A 17,237-nucleotide genomic window follows, 5' to 3' on the forward strand; every position below is an offset into this window, starting at 1 on the left:
GCTGATTACTTTAATTCGTGCTGTAAACCGATTAAAACTTCGGGAGTTTCATCTAGGATCTCTTCAGCATTGGCATTTTGAAGTCCTAGCTCTTTTTCCGCTTCTTCTAATGACATTCCGAGATGGCAACGAAGAATATCAATTGCTACTTGGTAACTCTCGTGGTTAGCCATGGTTCCTCCTTGCTAACTATCTATTCGCTTTCCATGTCTCTTTCATTTTTTGCTCACTGGTTCAGCTGAGCATCATGAAAGAATGAGATAATTCTAAATTATGCTAATACCATAGCTGACTTTATGCTGTGTTGGCAATACGACTATAGTCTATACCCGAGTCATTTTTACTTGCCTAAGTCGTATAAGGCTACTTGAGGCTATATTCTAACTATTAGTAACAATTTATGACTTTCCCTTGAAATCGGTTTATACGAACATACTATGTATAATATTGTTATTTATTGCCTCACAACGATAAATAAAGGCAACATTTAATAACGCTGACAGACTAAAGGGACTGTTAAGTTTTAAAGCTTCTGCACTGGAGATAAAGAAAGATATGAAGCGTATTCTACTGTTCTTGGCAACTAACCTTGCTGTAATGCTGGTATTTAGCATTGTATTGAACATTATTTTTGCGGTAACAGGCATTCAATCAACAAGCATGGGTGGCTTGTTGGTGATGGCGGCACTATTTGGTTTTGGTGGCTCGCTGATCTCACTGATGATGTCAAAGTCGATGGCTTTACGTTCAGTGGGTGGTATGGTAATCGAACATCCTCGTAATGAAACTGAGCATTGGTTAATGGAAACTGTTGCTCGTCAAGCGCAGCAAGCCGGTATTGGTATGCCTACAGTGGCGATTTACGATGCTCACGATATTAATGCGTTTGCAACCGGTGCGAAACGTGATGATGCACTCGTTGCTGTTTCAACTGGCTTATTGCACAGCATGACTCGTGATGAAGCAGAAGCTGTATTGGCTCACGAAATTAGCCATATTTCAAACGGTGATATGGTTACGATGACCTTGATGCAAGGCGTGGTGAACACCTTTGTCATCTTTATTTCTCGTTTGGTTGCTGGTGCTATTAGTGGTGTGAACAATAACGATGAAGAAGGGGAAGGCGGAAGCTATATGACGTACTTCATCGTTTCTTCTATCATGGAAGTATTGTTTGGCTTCTTAGCAAGCATCTTAACCATGTGGTATAGCCGTCATCGTGAATTTAAGGCCGATGCAGGCTCTGCTCATTTGGTTGGTAAGCAGAAGATGATTGCAGCACTTGAGCGCTTGAAGATGAGTCATGAAGAGCCTCATTTGGAAGGTTCTATGATGGCATTTGGTATCAATGGTAAGAAATCATTGTCTGAATTGTTTATGACTCACCCACCGCTAGAAAAGCGTATTGAAGCGCTTCGTACTGGTGAGCATCTATAATCTTTGAGTGCTTATAATTTTAGATACACTCTTGGTGTTATCACATAAGCACTTATTGCACTAGATAAGTAAGCGTCATGAAAAAGCCCCAATAACTCAGACTGTTCTGTGGTTATTGGGGCTTTTTGTTGTCTGATTTTTACTTGCTGATTAATTAAGAAGCGTGTTGTGCAATCAGACGAGGTACAGGCTTATCATTAATTGGTAAATGCAGCAGTGCGGCAATAAGTGCCATAACAACAGTAGTCCACCAAATTGGAGTATAGCTATGATAATAATCGAAAATACGACCGCCGACCCAAGCCCCTAAGAAACTGCCTACTTGGTGAGTGAAGAAAACCAAGCCATAGAGCGTTGATAAGTAACGAGCCCCAAAGATTTGACGAACTAGACCGGAAGTTAACGGTACAGTACCAAGCCAGCAGAAACCAATCGCAGCACCAAAAATCGAAGCGGTATTAACAGTAACAGGAAAGGTCACAAATGCAGCAATGATCACCGTACGCATTAGATATAGAGAAGACATCACATAACGTTTATCAAATCTATCACCCATCAAGCCCCAAAAGTATGAGCCAAAGATATTAAATACACCAACATAAGCCAGTGCCATGGCTGCGGTATTGCCCGGTAATCCTTTATCACCGAGATAGCTTGGTAGGTGAGTGGCAATAAACATCACTTGGAAACCGCAAACAAAAAAGCCGGCGTGGATCAGCCAATAATTGCGGTTACGAAATGCTTCTTGTAACGCTTCCGATAAGGTTTGGCTATCATCAACCTGTGATGGGGCATCTGATGTGGCTTTTTGAGATTTAATAAACCCTGCAAATGCGATCATTACACAGCAAATTATGGCAAAAATTTGCATTGCTGTTTGCCAATCAAAATTACGTAATAAAGCTTGTGCTCCAGGAATGACGGCAAACATACCAAAAGATCCTGCTGCGGTAGTCAGGCCAAACGCTTTTGCCGTGTGCTCGGCAGGTACAACACGAGCAACGGCCCCCAAAATAATCACATAACTTGTTGCGCTAAGACCTAGGCCGATTAAAGCACCGATTGTTAAATACAGCACACTTGGCGTTGCAGCTAGAGAGGTTAAGTATAAGCCCGCACCATAGGCAATCGCACCCACAATGATGATACGTCTTGCACCAAAGCGGTCAGCCGCCATGCCAACAAAGGGTTGGAATAGGCCAAAGAGTAAGTTTTGGAGCGCAATGGCTAAACTGAAAAACTCACGGCCAGTATGAAATGTATCGGAGATCGGCATCATGAAAATACCGAATGACTGTCTGATCCCTAGACTAATAATTAAAATTCCAATGCCCATCCAAACTAATAATGGAAAACGGAAAATACTCATTAATGGTGCTCTTTATGGTGGTGATGATTATCGGTTGTATTTTGTTGATGGCAGCCGCCACTGGTTGCGTTATGCGCTAAGGCATCCAGCAAAGGTTGACAATTGTGGACACCAAAAAGGGTCAGAACCAGCAGTAAACTCATACGAATAAGCTGTGCTGGAAGAGATTGTGAAAACATTTAGTGCCTTAACATATCGCTCAACATAATAGATAAGCGATGAACAATTTGGCTTTATCGGCCAAGAATGAAAAGAGCGCGGATACTAGAGAAAAGAGGGGGATGAGGCAAATGAATAATATTCACTATATTTATGCAAATTTTGCATGTAGAGTGAATATAAGCCGAATTGAGCAAATAAGCGCGTATTATAATCATTGAAATAATGGTCAGCTTACCAGGCAAGAGATATAAGTTGACCATCAGTGACTTCAAGTTGTGCTCTATGAACTAAGAAGCGATAGAGTGCTCTGTTGTGGTGTTCACTGGCGTTAATGATTGCCATTGTGATAGGTGATGACGTTTAGCTGATGTTTGATAATAAAGTGTCATCAATGCACCAAAAATGATCCCAGCTGCAATAGATGTCGCCAATGCTGAGAATAAGCTAATACCACCTTCCATCCAATTAGTGAAAAGCATAATTAAAGCCAATAAACATCCAAACCAACTCGCTGAAAAACTGAAGGTATATAGGGCAGAGCAGTAATGTGGGGGCGGTACTTCTAATCCACATTTGCGAGCTAAACGATATATTGGTGGATTATAATTAGATTCGCGAATTCCTGAATGCTGAAGTTCTTGGTAGGCAGCATCGAGTTTTTGTTGAAAAATAGAGGTTATCGTCATAAACATAAGTCCTTAAAGTCCGTTTTATCATACCCAGTTTATTCATTATCAAGTGTTACTACTCACTAAGGTCTTATCTAATTAGTGCTATAATTTTCAAATTAAAACAAACAATTAGTCAGTTTTTACAGTGAATAATAGAAGCAACACACGATAAAAATGATTAAACTAAAGCAAGGATGAGTAATGAGCAAAATATGGATTCGTTTTACCTGAAATTTTCAGCTAGGTACAATAAAAAGCGTTTATACAAACCATCAAATCTATTGTTCTTAATTAAATATTGAACGCTGTTCGATTGTTATTTATAATTAACGAAATCCTATAAAAAAACGATTAAAAGTAGGTTCGCCATGAGTCAATTTTCCTTAATGAAAAAGGGTCACTTTCTGCCTTATTTTCTTACTCAAGCATTAGGTGCCTTTAACGATAATTTATTCAAAAATATCTTGCTGCTGTTTGTGGTCTTTTCTGCGCTGTATTCTCAACAACACAGTACGATGTTAGTCAATGTCGCTGCCGGGTTATTTATTCTGCCTTTTTTTCTCTTATCTCCCATTGGCGGACAGTTAGCAGATAAATATGAGAAATCTCGTTTAATTCGAATCATTAAAGCCTGCGAGATTGTGATTATGACCTTTGCCGCGGGCGCACTCTGGCTCCAATCGGTTCCTGCTATGTTGTTAGCGTTATTTTTAACTGGCGCACAATCAGCCTTCTTTGGTCCTGTGAAATTTGCACTTTTGCCACAACACCTATCAGAAACAGAGATCGTTGGTGGTAACGCATTGGTGGAAATGGGTACGTTTATAGCGATTCTTGGCGGTACATTGTATGCAGGATATCTTTTCGAATACTCCCATAACGTGGCCTTGGTAGCGGGCGGTTCAGTCGTTATTTTGTCAATACTTGGGTACTTAAGCAGTCGTGCGATTCCGTATGCTGCGGCAAATAATCCAAACCTTGTTATCAATTGGAATCCAATTACTCAAGTTACAAAAACCTATAAAGCGGCAAAAGCAAATCGTACGGTTTTCCTATCAATTTTAGCGATCAGCTGGTTTTGGTTTTTAGGGGCGACTTATCTGACTCAACTGCCAAACTTTTCGAAATTGTTCATAAGTGCTGAACCTAAGTATGTCAGTTTGCTATTGACCTTGTTCTCGATTGGTATTGCGTTAGGATCATTAGCTTGTGAAAAGTTATCTAATCATCACATTGAGTTGGGTATTATACCGATTGGAGCGTTAGGCATCAGTATCTTTGGTATCGAGTTTTATTTTGCCGCTCAACACATTGCTATTTCTGACTCTATGACGGTTTGGGGTTTTATCACTAATAACCTCCGTTTAGTTATGGATCTTATCTTAATCAGTGCATTTTCGGCCATTTATGTCGTACCGCTAAATGCTTTGATCCAAGAGCGAAGTGATAAAGAGAGCCGAGCCCAAGTGATTGCAGCAAACAACGTGATGAATGCCTTTTTTATGGTGCTCAGTGCCGCAGTCTCTATTTTGATGCTCAGTGTGTTTAAACTCTCTATTCCTCAGTTTCTGCTGGTGGTCGCGGTAGTGAATATTTTTGTTACTCTCTATGTATTTGCTCAAGTACAAGAGTTTCTTGTTCGCTTTGTGGTGTGGGTTGTAACTCACATTATGTATCGCATCAAAGTAAAAGGGACCGAAAATATCCCCTCAGAAGGTGCAGCGGTACTGGTTTGTAATCATGTGAGTTATGTTGATGCGTTATTAATTGCAGCAACCTGTAATCGACCTGTACGTTTTGTGATGGATAAAGACATCGCGAATATGCCTGTTATGAAATATTTTTTCCGCTGGGCTAAAACCATTCCAATTTGTGCTGCGGGTAAGTCGCCAAGCATCTATAAAAAAGCGTTTAAGACTATTGCTGAAGATTTAGAAGCAGGGGAGATTGTGTGTATTTTCCCTGAAGGTAAGTTGACTTGGAGTGGGGAGCTTAATGAGTTTCGTCGTGGTATTGAACGAATTATAGAGCAAACTCCCGTACCTGTGATCCCGATGGGGCTTAAAGGCGTATGGGGTTCATTTTTCAGCCATGAAGGTGGGCGCGCATTTACGACTCGTCCTAAGCGTTTTTGGTCGAAGTTAGAAATCGTAGTGGATAAACCTGTTGCTCCTCAGCATGTTTCAGCTCCCATGTTACAAGAGATAGTACAAGAGCTGGTTTATGGTCAGCCATCTATACAGCAGGATATGCTTTCTACCCCAGAATAGCGTTTATTTATGATGCTTGATTGAATAATAGCAACAAGTTATTTCGAAAATGGCATTTTATATACTCTTTTGTGGCCCTACTCTATGTATTTAATCTAACAAGGATTTATTATAGGTATAGAGTTCACAAAAGAGTTGTTGCTATGTATAAGAACTTAGCATTTATATTATCTATTTCGGCGTTAGCTTCCATAGTTGGATGTAATGATTCTACCTCACATCAGGCGCTTGGCACGTTAGAGCGCGATACTGTCCGTTTAACTGCCACATCAAACGAAATTATTCGGCAAATGCCAATTCAAGAAGGGCAAAAGGTTAAGGCTGGAGATCTTCTGGTACAGCTTGATAATCAGATGCAAAAAGCCGCATTAGAAAAAGCACGCGCCGAACAAGGAAAAGCCAAAGCGTATTTGCAACGGTTATTAAATGGCGAGCGTCCTGAAGATATTGCCACCGCTCAAGCCCATTTAGCGAAAAGCCAAGCCAATTTACAAGATGCAAAACAGAACTTTCAACGTGTTGCTAAATTGGTAAAACGCAAAGTGATGACTCAAGCAGATTTAGATAATGCTCAAGCTCAGTTGTCTGCGGCCATTGCCGATGTTGCAGCAAATCAAGAGACATTAGATAAGTTGGTTCAAGGCACTCGTATTGAAGATATCGCTCAAGCAGAGCAAGCGTTAAAAGCCTCTCAAGCAGAAGTGGCTCTCCAGCAGCAAAAATTGTCAGACTTAACCGTGGTTGCAACCCGAGACGGCATCCTTGATTCGCTGCCATACCATGTCGGTTCTCGTGTGCCGCTTAATGGCGTGGTGGCAATTGTTGAAGCTAATTCGGCTCCTTATGCGCAAGTCTATATTCCAGAACCTTACCGTGTCCATTTAAAAGCCGGTGATAAGCTAACGGTTCATGTCGATGGCTTAGATACGCCATTTCAGGGCACTTTGCGTTGGATTGCAACAGAGTCAACCTTTACCCCTTATTATGCGCTTAATGCTGAAGATCGGGCTCGTTTAGTCTATCTAGCTAAAATAGATCTTCCTGCTGATGCTGTTGATCTTCCCTCTGGCGTACCAGCGCAAGTGGACATGCCTCATGAGTGATCTTGCGATTTATGCCTCTGAGCTAACAAAACAATTTGGGGATTTCACTGCGGTTGATAATTTGAATCTTCAAGTTCCAAAGGGAAGCATTTATGGCTTTCTTGGCCCTAATGGATGCGGTAAATCAACCACACTTCGAATGCTAACTGGCTTGCTGCAACCCAGCTCAGGAAAAGTTGAAGTGTTAGGATTAGAGATCCCGAAACAGGCAGAAAAGCTACGGCTCCAACTTGGTTATATGACACAAAAATTCTCTTTATATGAAGATCTTACAGTAAAAGAGAATTTGCAATTTATAGGTCAGATATTTGGTATGGGCCCCAAAGCGTTAAAGCAAAGACTCGATTCACAGCTGGTGACTTACGGTTTAGATACTAAATCAAAGCAGCGAGCAGGCAGCATGAGTGGGGGACAAAAGCAACGTTTGGCACTTGCAGCAGCGACCATGCATTCCCCTAAGTTATTGTTGTTAGATGAACCCACATCTGCGGTGGATCCTGAGAATCGTCGAGAATTCTGGGAGCAGCTATTTGATCTTTCGGATCAAGGCACCACCATTTTGGTTACAACGCACTATATGGATGAAGCCGAACGTTGTCATGGTCTCGCGATTATGGAAGCAGGCGTGGTGCGTGCTGATGGTTCACCAGAGCAGCTAATGACGCAAATGGGGGTAACTGTGGTGGAAGTAAAAGCCCCGGGGTTACGCCAGCTTAAAGAGCTTTGCCTACAAAAAGCAGAAGTACGTTCAGCGGCTCAACTTGGTATCCGCTTAAGGGTATTAATTAATAACAGTGTCAGCGATCCCATTGGTTGGTTAAAACAGCAGTTTCCTCAGTTGCAACAAGCAGAAATTACGCTTGCCAGACCCAGCCTTGAAGATGTTTTTGTGACCAGTACAGGTTCAGGGAGGCAGTAATGTTACAGAGTCTCTATCGAATCAAAGCCATAATGCTAAAAGAAGTCCGTCAGCTATCACGTGACAGGATCACATTTGGTATGGTGGTGATGATCCCACTGATTCAGTTACTGTTATTTGGTTACGCCATTAATACGGATGTTCGCAATATTCCCGTAGCGGTTGTTGATCAAAGCCAGTCTGTTCTTGGTCGTGAAGTGGTGCAATCGATTAAAGCCACTCAAGTTATCGCTGTGCAAGAGTATTTGTTAACACCAAAACAAGCAGAGCAAGCGATTGTTGATGGTCGGGTTCGTGCTGCATTAATTTTGCCTGCTGATCTTGCTAATCGTATGGAAAATCGCTTAACGGTAGGTCAGTGGCTGGTCGATGGTTCAGACACTATGATCAGTAGTGCTTTAATGCAGCTAAGTAATATGCCGTTGCCAATCAGCAGTCATTATCAAAGTGCGAACAGAAAAAGCTTTGATGTCGCACTATTTTTTAACCCTGAACGCCGTTCTGCTGTCAATATTGTGCCAGGTTTGCTTGGGGTTATTTTAACGATGACGATGATCTTATTTACCTCGGCGGCGATTGTGCGTGAGCGTGAAAGGGGTAATCTCGAATTACTGATCACAACCCCAGTTCACTCTTTGGAGTTGATGGTTGCCAAAATCATTCCCTATATCTTTGTTGGTTTGATTCAAGTTGTGATTATTTTAGGGCTTGGCTATTTTATTTTTGATGTGCCTATCAACGGTGGACTTGGTCAGATATTTATTGGAACCTTGCTGTTTATTGCCGCAAGTCTCACCCTTGGTTTGGTGATCTCAACCATTGCGAAAACTCAGCTGCAAGCGATGCAAATGACGGTGTTTATCTTACTTCCATCTATTTTGTTATCCGGCTTTATGTTCCCGTATGAAGGTATGCCTGTTGCTGCGCAGTGGATTTCAGAGATTCTGCCTGCAACACACTTTATGCGTATGATTCGCGGTATTGTGTTGCGAGGGGCTGAAGTGGTCGATTTATGGCGTGATGCATTATGGCTATTGGGATTCACTTGCCTTGGACTGCTGGTTGCCTCATTACGATTTAAAAAATCCCTTGATTAAATGAAGTAAGGCAGAGTCAGTTGAAGAGAAAACAGCCAATCATCATATCCGATAATTGGCTGTTTGTTTATTTGCTTCCATGTACTTTTGTGTACTTAATTGATCATTGGATGAAGGATCACAAAACCTAAAACGGCGAGTAAAAGGCTTACTCCTGTAGGGATCATCCATAAATGTTTATCAGGCTTCTTTTCCATAGTCTCCCCTTAATTCCTTTCAATGAGAGTCATGCCTTGTGTCATATCGACTTAATAAGTATTACGGATTCCCATCAGATGGCAATCAAATTTGTTATATTTTTGTTGTAAATTAGATCTATCTAGAAAATCCACAAAATTTGTGGGCTAATCTTTATTATTCTCCGTTTTATTAAATCGCATCAAATTTCATATTCATTGGATTTTTATACTATGATTCTGTTATCGTTAGAGTTCTAATGATTGTTTGGCGGTATATTTAGGGGTTAATAATGGTAAGAAATAGGTTTTGGTTAGTGATTTTTTTGCTTTTTTCTTGCCAAGTATTTGCTGATACACCATCAGAAGTACCGTATTCGCAGAAAAGTATTTATGAAAAGCCGTTAATGGAGCGATATGTTCTTGATGAATTGAAGTCATTACGTACAGATCAACAGGATTTAGAACGCCGACTCATCAAAGAAATTACCGATCGTGAGTTGACGGTTGCTGATAAGTCAATGAACTACGCCAATGTGACTGTGACGTATTTCTTTTATATTATTGCAGGCGTTGCCTCGTTGATCGCACTTGTTGGCTGGCAGTCATTAAAAGAAATTAAAACGAACACAAAAGAAATGGCGGATAAACAGCTGCAAGAGATCACTGAGCAGTATGAAATGAAATTCCGTGCATTAGAGCGAGATTTAAAGCGTAAAACCCGCATTATTACGGAAAATAACCGAGAAATTGAAATCATCAATGAAGTCCATAACTTATGGTTACGTGCTCAGAATGCGCAGACACCAGAGCAGCAGATGGAAATCTATGATGAGATCCTTAAAATTCGTCCTGGTGACTTAGAAGCGCTAACTTATAAAGCCGATGCTGCGATGGCAGCAAAAGAATATCGTTGGGCGTTAAGTTTGTGTAATCGAGTGCTGGAAGTGGATGACACCAATGCTCAAGCGCTTTATCAACGGGCTTGTGCCTATGCATGTTTAGGGGCAGAAGAGCAGGCTATTTCAGATTTAGAGCGAGCTATCAACGAAAGTGCATCACTTCGCGATTCTGCATCTGATGAGCCAGATTTTGAAAATTTACACGGCAATGAACGTTTTGAGGCCCTATTGATTTTTGCCGAGTAACGAATCTTCTTTGTTCTTGATATATAGAGGTATATAGAGTGGCTGGTTATGGAGTTATATCCAAACCAGCCATTTTTATTTATTTGCTACGTAGATAAGTATTTTTAACTAAACAGCCTGCAAGTTGCTCTGCCTTAATATGCTTAAACTTAAGTGGCTTATCCAGTTCACCAAATAGGGGAATTCCACCGCCTAAAATGGTTGGAATTGTGGTGATGATCAGTTCATCGATCATATCTTGCTGTAAGAAGCTTTGAATGGTTTTGCCACCATCAATATACAAAGTGGTTAACCCTTTTTGCTGTAGTTCTTCGACGATAGTCGGTAGCTCTCCATTGACCAAATAAATTTTATCTTCGTAACCTGCTGGTACTGTTTTCATTGTGTTGCTTAGTACATAAACAGGTTTTGAGTAAGGCCATTCACAATCAAAACTCAATACCATATCTACAGTATTCCTACCCATAATCAATGCATCCACACGATCCATAAATTCGGCAAAACCAAAGTCTGAACCGTCAGGATTTGGGACATCATGGAGCCAATCTAGCTGGTTATTCTTATCTGCGATGTAACCATCAAGGCTGGTGGCAATGTAGACGATATTTGGCATGATAACTCCATTTGTAGTGGGGGATTTATAAACAAGCGACATATTATCGTTTAACTGCCTTTAGTTTGTCATCTATCGGTGTTTTTGATGTAGAGCTAGGGCGCATGTGGGTGAGGTTTGGTGTTTATTTGTCGCTACATTGTTGGAGTATAGGGGGAGTGTGGCAGCTTAATTGTAAAAAGAAGTGGAAGATAAAAAATGCTATCAACGTCATGATACTTATGAATTAAATTGATTATTATTGTAGAGATTTTAAGGCCTTTTTTATGTGAAGGTAAGAATTCTTATTAATACAAAGTCATCAGAGTTTTCGTAACAAGGAAAATAATGTGAATCAGATTGAAATTGTAAAGAGTCTGTGGTCAAAATTTAGCTCCGGTGACTATCAAGGTTCTAAATCATTATTTAGCGACAAACTGCAAGTTATCTGGCCAACAAGCCGAGAATACTATGAAAGCGTGGAAGAGTTTATTGCTGTAAATGAGGTTTTTGGAAAGGATTGGACGTTTGATGTTAGGCACATTGAAAGTACAGATTCGAATAAAGTTATAAGTATTGTTTATGTAGCGAGCCCGTCTTGTCCGAATAGTTTTTATGCTACAAGTATTTTTACATTTACATCTAATAAAATAGATAGAATGGAAACGTACTGGGCATTTGAGGACAGTCAACCTGAGTGGCGCAAGGGCCTGAGCAAAGTATATTAAGCAGCTAACAACCTGTTTAGGGCAGCTTTCTAATGTGTAGCATTTTTACTATGAGTTGTGTTTGGTGTTTAAGATGGTATGCGGTGGCTTCGGTATTGTATGCCTCGCCTCTTAACAAAGTGTTAGTTGTGCAAAAATAGAGAACATATGGAAGAAAGTTGGATCCGGTACGAAGATACCGAAGAAAAGAGGTGTGGCTATTTTGTTGTCTATAGCCCTGTATTTACAGGTCAAGACTTTGCTATGTTAAAAATTCATATTTATGAACAAGAATTAGTTTCTGAAATAAAAAGGATTGCTGAACATGAGCTGGGTATTTGGGCAAAACGATACGCAGCTCCAGTTATGGTTGTTGTAAAAAACTTTACTCAAACTGATTGGAGAACCAAAGACATTGTGGGTCACAATTTTTTGCTTGGTTATGCTGCTGATAATGATGTAATAGCATATTGGGATGAATACCCTCAGTCACAAGAACCGCAATTTGACCTATCGAGAGAAACTTTAGCAGTCATTTACTCCGATTTAAATAGTAGAACTTATGAGCAAATAATAGAAAAACAAAAAGAAGAAGCAAAAGGTCGAAAATTACTATTGTTTTTTATGACTTTCTGGTTTTGTGTGATTCCTGCCTTTATTGCGTATTTAGGCTGGTCAAGTCCATTCTTTTCTTTATTAGCATTACTATATAGTTGGTATTTGGCTACAAAAAAAGGGCTTGAATTGTGGGGTAAGAAAAGTAAATCTCAAAAGGAATTAGATGAGGAAAAAGAGAATTTACAGAAAGAACATCATCACTATCATTGTAAGCTCAATCCTGATTCATTCCTTAAGTTAAAGTGTGAGAACTTCAAGAAAGAGCGCTTAGAAAGAGAACGCGTTAAGGTAGAAGAAATGCGTAACTGATAAAGAAGGATATGTGTCACACAGTTAATGCCTACAAATCTAAATAGAGCAGGCTGTCTAACAAACTTCTGCCCCTTTATGCGTTAGACCTTTTACTCATTCATATCGTATTAACGCGGTTTTGGATTAGCTTTATTAGGTTAATTAAATCTATTATTTAAGCGTCACTTTTGGTGCTCTAATTCACAAACACCGCCCATATTGAACATTCTGAAACCAGCAACATCTTTAACAAAATTATAATGTTAAATTTGTACTTGTTTTATATGCTTTTATTATGAAAATGCATGCTTTATTGTACAATTGTCTTGAGCTTCGATCACGAAGTTCGTGAAAGATGCTTACTGTTAAATAGAACTATTTTTCATGGCATGAACGGTATTTAATTTTTAAAGCCTTCCGTAGGGAAATTTTGCATAAAAGACTAATTTTTTTGATATTTATATCAATGATAGTCATGTTAAGTATGGCTAATTAAGCAGTTTTTTTAATATACTCAAATGCAATTTATTGCTTATGTTTTCTTGAGGTTATTTGATGTCTTCTTGTGCTATAAAAATTGATGGTTGTTCGAATATATATCTAGGTGATAATTATATTTCAGGGTTTGATGTCGGAATTGATATAGCAAATTCTAATGGAGTCGAACTAACATCAAATCATTTAAATGATTGCCGTACAGGAGTTAAAGGTAGAAATGTTACAAATCTAAAAGCACAGTATTGTAGTCATAGCAATCATTCTTCAAAAGCGACATTAATGAGTTCGACAAATTGCTCTTTGATCAATAGATATACAGTTTTATATCTGAATGTATTTAATTATAACCCTATTACTTAAGGATTTATTTATATGAGTGGACCAATGTTTGATTTAGAAGGTTGTGATGATGCTATTTTAAAAGATAACAAAACAACATCTGATCAATTTATAAAAGCAAGGAATTGTCCTCGTATTCATTTGGAGGGTAATCAAGCAGGAATGAATGCTCTTAGTGAAATGGGAATTCCTATTGACGCTCTTACTGAAGAGCAAGTTAATTTTATTATTTCAACCATTTTAAATAATAAAGGTGAGTTTGAGAACATAGATAGTACATGGCTATCTGACACTGCTATGTTTGCGACACTAGCAAGTAGTGTTAAAGCTACTATTATTGGTGCTGTTTTAGCATCAGGTAAACTGGGATTCAACAAGATAAAAGAAGCTATTAAACATGATTAATATTTAAAAATTGGTTTTCTAATTTTTATATATTTAATATCCAGTACGCATAAATAGCTTTATTGTTAAATGACCGCCCACAGTGGCGGTCTTTTTGTACCCTAAAGGTACTTTGTGAAGAAGTTACCAATACTTTTCCTAATATCAACCAGCTCTGAATAGAGCTGGCTATCTAACAAAGTTTTGTCCATGGGCGTTATTGCACGTCCTGAACGACAGTAATCGAAACTGCTACAACTGTTGTAGTCAATAACCAGACTTTATGTTGACCAATAACACCTAAGAGGAGGTCAACATGAGAAAGTTATCATCAGGAAAATGCAGCGGGATAAAAAGACCATTCAAGTTGGAAGAGATTTAGCGAATCAGAACTAGGCTAGAGCTTGAAAACGACCTAATGCAACTTGCACTATTGAACCTAGCCATTGATAGCAAGTTGAGGGCGAGTGATCTACTAAAGCTGCACGTATATGATGTTTCTTCGCAAGGAGTGATCTATGAGAGGGTTCAATGCACCCAGCAAAAAACAGGTACAGATGTACACTATGAGATTACTCCGAGAACACAACAGAGTATTAGTCGGTGGGTTTACTCTGCTTCCCTAGATACAAGTAGCTTTTTATTTCCAAGTTGTCGCCGCAAAGGGCAGCCTATCAGCTACTCATTCTATCGCTCAATTATCAGAAACTGGGCTGAAAAACTGGGATTGAATGCTGACTATTACGGCACTCATTCCATGCGTCGTACTAAAGCCACTTTAATCTATGCTAGAACGAAAAACATCAGGGCTGTACAGATCTTACTTGGACATTCGAAGCTAGATAACACAATTCGATACCTTGGCGTTGAGCTAGAAGACGCTCTGAGGTTATCTGAGAAAACAGACTGCTGACAGGCGGGATCTGCTACAGGCTTTTCCTCTGAAAAGCCTGTGCCCCATTCTTTGTTTAGACTGATTAACATCTCATTTCACCAATCTGGAATTTGACCAAGTTTTTCTCATATCTGTAACGCGTCTACTTAATCGAGAGAAGAACAGTCATATTTCTTTGTTAATATCCGTCCAAGTTTGTATTAATCCTCTCTACTCGACAGACGTGCCTCGCTTTAACCATCCGTGCACTTTATAGGCTGCATAGAAATAAGGTGTCATAGTACTAAGTAAAATAAAGTGCTCTACATATCCCCAAGCAAAGCTATGCCAGTTGAAGTACTCTGCACTGTTCAACCACTCAAGCAACACCAACGGCAAGCAGACACCACATAAAAGAATGAAAGTAGTAAACTTAATGAACACAAGACCACGTTCCTCTATACGGAAACGCTCTTTGTGCACTTTATACTCATTAAGTACTTCCGTTAGCACTGGAACTACACTCATTTGATACTCGTGAACTCTCTCAAAGAAGTGAGTCGCTATATCCACATAGTTTGTATGTGTAAGTGGAAAGTCATAGTGACGTTGAGTCATGTCAGCTACTACATCATCAGGCATAGTACGAAGCATTTCGTTGAGGGTTTTATCTCTTTCCTCAATTTCTTTTGCTTGCTTAATAGCTGTGTAGCGTTTAAATAACTCAAGTATAGATAGATGGTTAGTTTGCCAGCACCAACAAACATAAGACACTCTACTACTTATTTGCTGTAGTTGTTCTATGGTAAAAGGACGTTTCTTTTGCTCCTCAACCTTATTGGTTACTCCTTCAATATGTACCATTGATCTACCTGTGAACGGGTAGGTATTGAAAAAATGATGAAATAAGTTCAGTAGCTCATCACCTGCTTGAAGTATTTCTTGCTCTGTTGGTTCACGATGATGTCGATCATTTAAACCGTATTTAGCTTTGTTATCTAAATGAGAAAATAGAGACTTATTTCGCCACAATAAGTGTTTACCGACACCTTCCCAGTCCAGTAAGCCATCTTCTGTTAGTAAGTTATTTTTGTTCCCTCCAATAACTACTGTTGATGACAGCGTGCTTCGCTCCTTAGCTTCAGTTAGAGCTTTCTTTAGCTTATCTTCTGCCTCATATAGTTTTTGAAACGCCCAAACAGCAAATGCTGAAACTATAGCAGCAAAGATACCCACAACTGTTACGTGAATAGCAGGTAATGATTCTAGAATAGGTGAACTCATGTATACTCCTTATAAGCAACAAGGTTATTATATGAGCATCATCATCCTACGTCGCTAAAAACTATTACTAGCGTCAACCAATTTAGCAAAACCTCTAATACGCAAAATGCCCAACGTCGAGTTAGTGAGATTGCCGCTGGCTCACTTTAGCCCTTTATGCAGGCCTGTTTAGGATTTTGTAAATTTCACCATCTGGGATTTTCAAACAGGTAAAGTGTGCGATATCAATATGAGCTTCGAAACCAAAATCCTCATGTACTTTTTCTGCGATGAGCGATAGCGACGTAGCTTGTTGTCCTCTTAGCCAGCCGTAACGGTGAAATCTATTTCTTAAATCACCAAAAATAGGGCATATACCATAATACAGTTCAACAATATCTTTGAGTTCTTCAGTTGGTAGTTTAAGTTCACCTGATTGCAATTTAGGTAGAATATAAACGTATTCCTCAAAGTTGATGAGAATATTCGAAGTATTCTTATCCTTAACTCTTACTGGGCATAGCATGCGAGTTAAAGCGTATATTTGCATATCAATAAACTGCATTATTAACTCATCATTATCATCGTAATTTTCATTTGTGATGAAATTTAAGTTGTTATCAACGCAAAAACCATTAGCAATGTGAGGATAGTGTTCGGGATATTCTTTAAAGGCTTCAAGAATCGATTGTTCTTGTAGATTTGTAACATTATCAAAGTAGAAGGCGCTTGGAGAGAGCATATAATCCCAACGCTCATCGAATGGATATAGTTGATCAACGCAACTAAAGTTCACAAATTTATAGGCAACGTTAATGAAGGCTGACTTGATTACATCCTTCTCTGTACATTTAGGATTAGCTCGCAAAAAGTCAGAGAGTTTGATAAAGCATCCGTGTAAATGGTAGTCCAAACCTATATTTTGCAATGCTTTAGCCCAGAGTAGCCATTTCCTTTTAGCTGCTTGCTTATGCAATTTCCCATTTTCTTCTTTGGAAAAACTAGGTTCTGAAATGAACGATGGAGAACTAGCGCCTTTAAGTTCCCACGTACTTGGATCTTGGTCAGGATAAAGAGCAGCTTTAAACTCTCTGACAAAGCCTGCAATTTCCTGCTTCTTACTATTGAGGACTTCTATACCACCAATAAAGAAGTAATCTAAATTACTTTTAGCATGAGGATTTCTATCTCCTCGTTCATCAAGGTAGATTGATTTAGAAGTATCTGCGTTTACTACAAGTTTCAATGTTATTTCCTTATGTTAACTTGTTCACGACCTCGAATTTAGGTTTCTTGTCATGTACATGGCAAGAAACCTA

17 protein-coding genes and 1 pseudogene are annotated in these 17,237 nt (G+C 39.3%); 11 read left to right on the forward strand and 7 right to left on the reverse strand.

Annotated features, from left to right (window positions below):
- Positions 1–5: 5 nt before the first annotated feature.
- On the reverse strand, positions 6–173 hold the full coding sequence (locus WAX86_RS06320) for a hypothetical protein (protein WP_036764026.1): 168 nt from the start codon (positions 171–173) through the stop codon (positions 6–8).
- Positions 174–555: 382 nt separating this feature from the next.
- Between WAX86_RS06320 and htpX the strand changes: the two genes are divergently transcribed.
- Entirely contained in the window at positions 556–1,437 is an 882-nt protein-coding gene (gene htpX / locus WAX86_RS06325; RefSeq protein ID WP_065172376.1) for a protease HtpX, read from the forward strand.
- Between the two features lie 154 nt (positions 1,438–1,591).
- Here htpX and WAX86_RS06330 read toward each other — a convergent pair whose 3' ends face one another.
- The 3 genes from WAX86_RS06330 to WAX86_RS06340 all read right to left on the reverse strand — a co-directional run bounded on the left by WAX86_RS06330 (position 1,592) and on the right by WAX86_RS06340 (position 3,654).
- Positions 1,592–2,806, reverse strand: a complete 1,215-nt coding sequence (locus WAX86_RS06330; RefSeq protein WP_341489288.1) for an MFS transporter — start codon at positions 2,804–2,806, stop codon at positions 1,592–1,594.
- Complete coding sequence (locus WAX86_RS06335; protein ID WP_044175811.1) at positions 2,806–2,985, reverse strand: hypothetical protein; 180 nt, start codon at positions 2,983–2,985, stop codon at positions 2,806–2,808. Before WAX86_RS06335 ends, WAX86_RS06330 begins: the two co-directional genes overlap by 1 nt.
- A gap of 270 nt (positions 2,986–3,255) precedes the next feature.
- On the reverse strand, positions 3,256–3,654 hold the full coding sequence (locus tag WAX86_RS06340; RefSeq protein ID WP_069530281.1) for a DUF6404 family protein: 399 nt from the start codon (positions 3,652–3,654) through the stop codon (positions 3,256–3,258).
- A 353-nt stretch (positions 3,655–4,007) separates the two neighbouring features.
- Between WAX86_RS06340 and WAX86_RS06345 the strand changes: the two genes are divergently transcribed.
- The 5 genes from WAX86_RS06345 to WAX86_RS06365 all read left to right on the forward strand — a co-directional run bounded on the left by WAX86_RS06345 (position 4,008) and on the right by WAX86_RS06365 (position 10,352).
- Complete coding sequence (locus tag WAX86_RS06345) at positions 4,008–5,909, forward strand: MFS transporter (RefSeq protein WP_284631352.1); 1,902 nt, start codon at positions 4,008–4,010, stop codon at positions 5,907–5,909.
- Positions 5,910–6,052: 143 nt separating this feature from the next.
- On the forward strand, positions 6,053–7,012 hold the full coding sequence (locus WAX86_RS06350) for an HlyD family efflux transporter periplasmic adaptor subunit (RefSeq protein WP_341489289.1): 960 nt from the start codon (positions 6,053–6,055) through the stop codon (positions 7,010–7,012).
- Positions 7,005–7,931: an ABC transporter ATP-binding protein gene (locus tag WAX86_RS06355; protein ID WP_065172381.1), complete on the forward strand. Its 927-nt coding sequence runs from the start codon at positions 7,005–7,007 to the stop codon at positions 7,929–7,931. The genes WAX86_RS06350 and WAX86_RS06355 overlap by 8 nt, the downstream gene beginning before the upstream one ends.
- Entirely contained in the window at positions 7,931–9,028 is a 1,098-nt protein-coding gene (locus WAX86_RS06360; protein WP_044175805.1) for an ABC transporter permease, read from the forward strand. The genes WAX86_RS06355 and WAX86_RS06360 overlap by 1 nt, the downstream gene beginning before the upstream one ends.
- A 469-nt stretch (positions 9,029–9,497) precedes the next feature.
- Positions 9,498–10,352 (forward strand): TPR end-of-group domain-containing protein, encoded by an 855-nt coding sequence (locus WAX86_RS06365; RefSeq protein ID WP_341489290.1) that lies wholly within the window; start codon positions 9,498–9,500, stop codon positions 10,350–10,352.
- A gap of 79 nt (positions 10,353–10,431) precedes the next feature.
- Here the strand turns inward: WAX86_RS06365 and WAX86_RS06370 are convergent, their stop codons facing one another.
- Positions 10,432–10,965, reverse strand: coding sequence for a dihydrofolate reductase family protein (locus tag WAX86_RS06370; protein ID WP_044175803.1), 534 nt, complete (start codon positions 10,963–10,965; stop codon positions 10,432–10,434).
- Positions 10,966–11,294: 329 nt separating this feature from the next.
- On the opposite strand from WAX86_RS06370, the gene WAX86_RS06375 reads away from it, so the two are divergent.
- The 5 genes and pseudogenes from WAX86_RS06375 (at position 11,295) to WAX86_RS06395 (ending at position 14,694) form a co-directional block, all read left to right on the forward strand.
- Positions 11,295–11,672, forward strand: a complete 378-nt coding sequence (locus WAX86_RS06375; protein ID WP_136038964.1) for a hypothetical protein — start codon at positions 11,295–11,297, stop codon at positions 11,670–11,672.
- Positions 11,673–11,819: 147 nt separating this feature from the next.
- Positions 11,820–12,578, forward strand: a complete 759-nt coding sequence (locus WAX86_RS06380) for a hypothetical protein (RefSeq protein ID WP_341489291.1) — start codon at positions 11,820–11,822, stop codon at positions 12,576–12,578.
- A 537-nt stretch (positions 12,579–13,115) separates the two neighbouring features.
- Positions 13,116–13,418 carry a hypothetical protein gene (locus WAX86_RS06385; protein WP_341489292.1) on the forward strand — a complete coding sequence of 101 codons (303 nt, stop codon included), beginning with the start codon at positions 13,116–13,118 and terminating at the stop codon, positions 13,416–13,418.
- A gap of 12 nt (positions 13,419–13,430) precedes the next feature.
- Positions 13,431–13,802, forward strand: a complete 372-nt coding sequence (locus WAX86_RS06390; protein ID WP_341489293.1) for a hypothetical protein — start codon at positions 13,431–13,433, stop codon at positions 13,800–13,802.
- Between the two features lie 295 nt (positions 13,803–14,097).
- Positions 14,098–14,694, forward strand: a pseudogene (locus WAX86_RS06395) (tyrosine-type recombinase/integrase).
- A 192-nt stretch (positions 14,695–14,886) separates the two neighbouring features.
- On the opposite strand, the gene WAX86_RS06400 reads toward WAX86_RS06395, so the two are convergent.
- Both WAX86_RS06400 and WAX86_RS06405 read right to left on the reverse strand, forming a co-directional pair.
- The gene (locus WAX86_RS06400) at positions 14,887–15,939 is read right to left on the reverse strand and encodes a hypothetical protein (protein WP_341489294.1); all 1,053 of its coding nucleotides are present in this window, start codon (positions 15,937–15,939) and stop codon (positions 14,887–14,889) included.
- Between the two features lie 154 nt (positions 15,940–16,093).
- The gene (locus tag WAX86_RS06405) at positions 16,094–17,164 is read right to left on the reverse strand and encodes a DUF3800 domain-containing protein (protein ID WP_341489295.1); all 1,071 of its coding nucleotides are present in this window, start codon (positions 17,162–17,164) and stop codon (positions 16,094–16,096) included.
- Positions 17,165–17,237 lie beyond the last annotated feature (73 nt).

This window comes from Photobacterium damselae subsp. damselae, from assembly GCF_038086725.1.
Classification (GTDB): Bacteria; Pseudomonadota; Gammaproteobacteria; order Enterobacterales; family Vibrionaceae; genus Photobacterium; species Photobacterium damselae.

Coding starts and splice junctions, on each gene's coding strand:
- WAX86_RS06320 (WP_036764026.1), bottom strand. CDS start 173: ATGGCTAACCACGAGAGTTACCAAGTAGCAATTGATATTCTTCGTTGC.
- htpX (WP_065172376.1), top strand. CDS start 556: ATGAAGCGTATTCTACTGTTCTTGGCAACTAACCTTGCTGTAATGCTG.
- WAX86_RS06330 (WP_341489288.1), bottom strand. CDS start 2,806: ATGAGTATTTTCCGTTTTCCATTATTAGTTTGGATGGGCATTGGAATT.
- WAX86_RS06335 (WP_044175811.1), bottom strand. CDS start 2,985: ATGTTTTCACAATCTCTTCCAGCACAGCTTATTCGTATGAGTTTACTG.
- WAX86_RS06340 (WP_069530281.1), bottom strand. CDS start 3,654: ATGACGATAACCTCTATTTTTCAACAAAAACTCGATGCTGCCTACCAA.
- WAX86_RS06345 (WP_284631352.1), top strand. CDS start 4,008: ATGAGTCAATTTTCCTTAATGAAAAAGGGTCACTTTCTGCCTTATTTT.
- WAX86_RS06350 (WP_341489289.1), top strand. CDS start 6,053: ATGTATAAGAACTTAGCATTTATATTATCTATTTCGGCGTTAGCTTCC.
- WAX86_RS06355 (WP_065172381.1), top strand. CDS start 7,005: ATGAGTGATCTTGCGATTTATGCCTCTGAGCTAACAAAACAATTTGGG.
- WAX86_RS06360 (WP_044175805.1), top strand. CDS start 7,931: ATGTTACAGAGTCTCTATCGAATCAAAGCCATAATGCTAAAAGAAGTC.
- WAX86_RS06365 (WP_341489290.1), top strand. CDS start 9,498: ATGGTAAGAAATAGGTTTTGGTTAGTGATTTTTTTGCTTTTTTCTTGC.
- WAX86_RS06370 (WP_044175803.1), bottom strand. CDS start 10,965: ATGCCAAATATCGTCTACATTGCCACCAGCCTTGATGGTTACATCGCA.
- WAX86_RS06380 (WP_341489291.1), top strand. CDS start 11,820: ATGGAAGAAAGTTGGATCCGGTACGAAGATACCGAAGAAAAGAGGTGT.
- WAX86_RS06385 (WP_341489292.1), top strand. CDS start 13,116: ATGTCTTCTTGTGCTATAAAAATTGATGGTTGTTCGAATATATATCTA.
- WAX86_RS06390 (WP_341489293.1), top strand. CDS start 13,431: ATGAGTGGACCAATGTTTGATTTAGAAGGTTGTGATGATGCTATTTTA.
- WAX86_RS06400 (WP_341489294.1), bottom strand. CDS start 15,939: ATGAGTTCACCTATTCTAGAATCATTACCTGCTATTCACGTAACAGTT.